This window comes from Enterobacter sp. 01-M-03-SI-ECC (assembly GCF_047530215.1).
In the GTDB taxonomy this organism is placed as follows: Bacteria; Pseudomonadota; Gammaproteobacteria; order Enterobacterales; family Enterobacteriaceae; genus Enterobacter; species Enterobacter chengduensis.
This window is the reverse complement of sequence record NZ_JBLKDA010000072.1, coordinates 1-4,020: the sequence shown is the minus strand read 5'-3', so window position 1 is coordinate 4,020 and position 4,020 is coordinate 1. Positions and strand designations below refer to the sequence as shown.

The following is a 4,020-nucleotide window of genomic DNA, read 5'->3' as shown; positions in this document are numbered from 1 at the left end:
GCGTACGGCCCACAGAATGATGTCACGCTGAAAATGCCGGCCTTTGAATGGGTTCATGTGCAGCTCCATCAGCAAAAGGGGATGATAAGTTTATCACCACCGACTATTTGCAACAGTGCCGGCCGAATGTCTGCAGCTCGGTGAATCGGACTTTACGCATGGAGATCTCCTCAGAGGACATAATTAGTATGTCGGAGGATCTCTAAAAGTGAATGGTTCGTTTTGCAGGGATACTTACATGGGGAAACAAGATGAAACTTGAATATATACAGATAAATTAGTGGTCTGGGCGTTCTCGTCAGAAGCAAACAGCCTGCTTGCAAAAACAAGCGCTGGCAATGGCTTGGCAGGGCCGAGGTTGCCCGGGAGGTATAATTTTCCATTCGGACCAGGGAACCCAATATTGCAGCCTGCCGTACCGGATTCTGGCCGCTCAATATGGAATGATGCTCAGCATGAGCCGCAGCGGGAACTGCTGGGATAATGCTTTGCAGAATGACTGTTCCGCAGTCTGAAATCGGAGTGGATACCACGGGGTGGTTATCGGGACAGGACTGAAGCTGCTGGCGATATTGTTCAGTATCAAGGGGTGAGTCCCGAGAGGCGAGACAAGTCAAGGGCGCAGGCTGCGATGCGCAGCACGACATAGCCGGTATTTCCCTGCGGTGCCCCACAAGTATCAATGAAAGCCTCCAACGCGAGCCATTCGCGAGAGCCTTGAGTCCACGCTAAATCTATCTTATCTGCGCAGGGCAGAATGTGAAGACGGCCGCCCTGGCTCTTGCCCGCCAGGCGCACGAGGCGGTGGAAAGGGGGAGGGGATGTTGTCTATATGGCTCTGCTGTAGTGAGCGGGTTGCGCTCCGACAGCGGTCCTGATCAATCGTCACCCTTTCTCGGCCCTTGAATGTTCCTCGCAACGAGCCTCCTTTTCGCCAATCCATCGACAATCACCGCGAGCCCCAGCTCGAACACTGCGTCCGGACCGGCTTCGTCGAAGGTGTCTATCACGGCCCGCAACAACGGAGCCTGTTCAATGGTGCCGCCGCGCTCACCGGCATCGCTGTCGCCGGCCTGCTCCTCAAGCACGGCCCCAACAGTGAAGTAGCTGATTGTCATCAGCGCATTGACGGCGTCCCAAGCCGAAAAACCCGCCTCGCAGAGGAAGCGAAGCTGCGCGTCGACCACTTCCATCTGCGGTGCGCCCGGTCTCGTGCCAGCATGGATACGCGCGCCATCGCGATAAGCGAGCAGCGCCTGCCTGAAGCTGCGGGCATTCCCGATCAGAAATGAGCGCCAGTCGTCGTCGACTCTCGGCACCGAATGCGTATGATTCTCCGCCAGCATGGCTTCGGCCAGTGCGTCGAGCAGCGCCCGTTTGTTCCTGAAGTGCCAGTATAACGCCGGCTGCTGAACCCCCAACCGTTTAGCCAGTTTGCGTGTCGTCAGAGCCTCTACGCCGACCTCATTCAACAGGTCCAGGGCGACACGGATAACTGTATTAGGCTGCAACTTTATCATGCTTGACACTTTATCACTGATAAACATAATATGTCCACCAACTTATCAGTGATAAAGGATCCGTGAGTTCTATCGGACCAGCGGAGGCTGGTCCGGAGGCCAGCGGAGGCTGGTCCGGAGGCCAGACGTGAAACCCAACAGACCCCTGATCGTAATACTGTGCACTGTCGCGCTCGACGCTGTCGGCATCGGCCTGATTATGCCGGTGCTGCCGGGCCTCCTGCGAGATCTGGTTCACTCGAACGACGTCACCGCCCACTATGGCATTTTGCTGGCGCTGTATGCGTTGATGCAATTTGCCTGCGCGCCTGTGCTGGGTGCGCTATCGGATCGTTTCGGCCGGCGGCCGGTCTTGCTCGTCTCGCTGTCCGGCGCCGCTATCGACTACGCCATCATGGCGACGGCGCCTTTCCTTTGGGTTCTCTATATCGGGCGCATCGTGGCCGGCATCACCGGGGCGACTGGTGCGGTAGCCGGCGCCTATATTGCCGATATCACAGATGGGGATGAGCGCGCGCGGTACTTCGGCTTCATGAGCGCCTGTTTCGGGTTCGGGATGGTCGCGGGACCTGTGCTCGGTGGGCTGATGAGCAGTTTCTCCCCCCATGCTCCGTTCTTCGCCGCAGCAGCCTTGAATGGCCTCAATTTCCTGATGGGCATTTTCCTTTTGCCGGAGTCGCACAAAGGCGAACGTCGACCATTACGCCGGGAGGCTCTCAACCCGCTCGCTTCGTTCCGGTGGGTCCGGGGCATGACCGTCATCGCCGCCCTGATGGCTGTCTTCTTCATCATGCAACTCGTCGGACAGGCGCCGGCCACGCTTTGGGTCATCTTCGGCGAGGATCGCTTTCATTGGGACACGAGCTTGATCGGCATTTCGCTTGCCGCATTTGGTATTCTACATTCACTCGCCCAGGCAATGATCACCGGCCCTGTAACCACCAGGCTCGGCGAAAGGCGGGCACTCATGCTCGGAATGATTGCCGACGGCGCAGGCTACATCCTGCTTGCCTTGGCGACAAGGGGATGGATGGCGTTCCCGATTATGGTCCTGCTTGCTTCGGGTGGCATCGGAATGCCGGCGCTGCAAGCAGTGTTGTCCAGGCAGGTAGATGAGGAACGTCAGGGGCAGCTTCAAGGATCTCTTGCGGCGCTCACCAGCCTGACCTCGATCGTCGGGCCCCTCCTCTTCACGGCGATCTATGCGGCCTCTATAACAACGTGGAACGGGTGGGCATGGATTGCAGGTGCCGCCCTCTACTTGCTCTGCCTGCCGGCGCTGCGTCGCGGGTTTTGGAGCGGCGTAGGGCAACGAGCCGATCGCTGATCGTGGGAACGATAGGCCTATGCCATGCGGGTCAAGGCGACTTCCGGCTACCCGTCTTTCAATCACAACAAGTACAGCAATATTAGGACTGCTTTTCGCTCACAGCGGACCTCTAACCCAGCCATCTTGTCCGCTTCGTTCTAAGAACAGACATCCCTCACTTCAGAATGTGTAGTCAACGGGGGACAGGACAATACGAATGTTCCACTAAAAAATACAGATGAGATAATTATTTACACCAAATTTTGGAGATTTATCGTTGTATCAGGTATTAAAAGTACAATTTAAATCTATTATATCTCGCAATAAGCCTGACATGTAGGTTTCTACAAATTCTCTAATTACGTTATTGACATATGAGCATTTGAAGGCGTAACCTTCAATCACTGTATGTAGATGTGTCTTCCCCTGTTGAGGTGGCTGATACAGCATTTCTACTTGCCATTAAACCAGTCTTTCATGTAATCCTATGTAAAATAGTCTGGTTAATTTATTTTACATACGGGTATCAGTGATGAATGAACTCAGTATTGTTAGTGGTAAATTGCAACTGTTGTCGATCATAGGTGACCCGATCGCTCAGGTCAGCGCTCCACTCATGATAAATGCCGCCATCCTTGAAAAACAAATCCCCGACACTTTGATGGTCCCTCTCCATATAAACTCTGTAGGTCTGCAAACCGCTGTCAATGGTCTGAAATGTATTCAGAATTTTCGTGGTGCCATTATAACGATGCCTCACAAACAACATGCGCTTTCATTAATTGATTCAGCCAGTGAATCTGCTATGGCAATCGGAGGATGCAACGTCATCAGGAGGAATGCTCAGGGCCAACTACATGGGGATATGCTCGATGGTGAAGGTTTCGTATCGAGCCTTTTGAAAAGAGGCTTCGATGTGACAGGTAAAAGAGTCTATCTAGCTGGAACAGGCGGTGCTGGCTCAGCTATTGCTTATGCTATGGCCGCCAAACAGGTTGGAGAATTAATTGGCACTGTTGCAAATAGTCGGTGGTGATAAACTTATCATCCCCTTTTGCTGATGGAGCTGTACATGAACCCATTCAAAGGCCGGCATTTTCAGCGTGACATCATTCTGTGGGCCGTACGCTGGTACTGCAAATACGGCATCAGTTACCGTGAGCTGCAGGAGATGCTGGCTGAACGCGGAGT

3 protein-coding genes and 2 pseudogenes are annotated in these 4,020 nt (G+C 54.1%); 4 read left to right on the top strand and 1 reads right to left on the bottom strand.

Going from position 1 to position 4,020, the window contains the following annotated elements:
- Nucleotides 1-311: 311 nt before the first annotated feature.
- Nucleotides 312-515: pseudogene (locus ACMWKK_RS25890) on the top strand (DDE-type integrase/transposase/recombinase); the annotation flags it as partial.
- A 363-nt stretch (nucleotides 516-878) separates the two neighbouring features.
- Here ACMWKK_RS25890 and tetR read toward each other — a convergent pair.
- Entirely contained in the window at nucleotides 879-1,520 is a 642-nt protein-coding gene (tetR, locus tag ACMWKK_RS25885; protein WP_013851373.1) for a tetracycline resistance transcriptional repressor TetR, read from the bottom strand.
- Nucleotides 1,521-1,647: 127 nt separating this feature from the next.
- Between tetR and tet(A) the strand changes: the two genes are divergently transcribed.
- From tet(A) to ACMWKK_RS25870, 3 genes and pseudogenes are all read left to right on the top strand, one after another.
- Nucleotides 1,648-2,847: a tetracycline efflux MFS transporter Tet(A) gene (gene tet(A), locus ACMWKK_RS25880; RefSeq protein ID WP_031942321.1), complete on the top strand. Its 1,200-nt coding sequence runs from the start codon at nucleotides 1,648-1,650 to the stop codon at nucleotides 2,845-2,847.
- Between the two features lie 514 nt (nucleotides 2,848-3,361).
- On the top strand, nucleotides 3,362-3,865 hold the full coding sequence (locus ACMWKK_RS25875) for a shikimate dehydrogenase family protein (protein ID WP_013851371.1): 504 nt from the start codon (nucleotides 3,362-3,364) through the stop codon (nucleotides 3,863-3,865).
- A 36-nt stretch (nucleotides 3,866-3,901) separates the two neighbouring features.
- A pseudogene (locus ACMWKK_RS25870) lies at nucleotides 3,902-4,020 on the top strand (IS6 family transposase); the annotation flags it as partial.

Bases quoted from the DNA above. Each gene is read 5' to 3' on its own strand.
- tetR (WP_013851373.1), bottom strand. From the start codon at position 1,520: ATGATAAAGTTGCAGCCTAATACAGTTATCCGTGTCGCCCTGGACCTG.
- ACMWKK_RS25875 (WP_013851371.1), top strand. From the start codon at position 3,362: ATGAATGAACTCAGTATTGTTAGTGGTAAATTGCAACTGTTGTCGATC.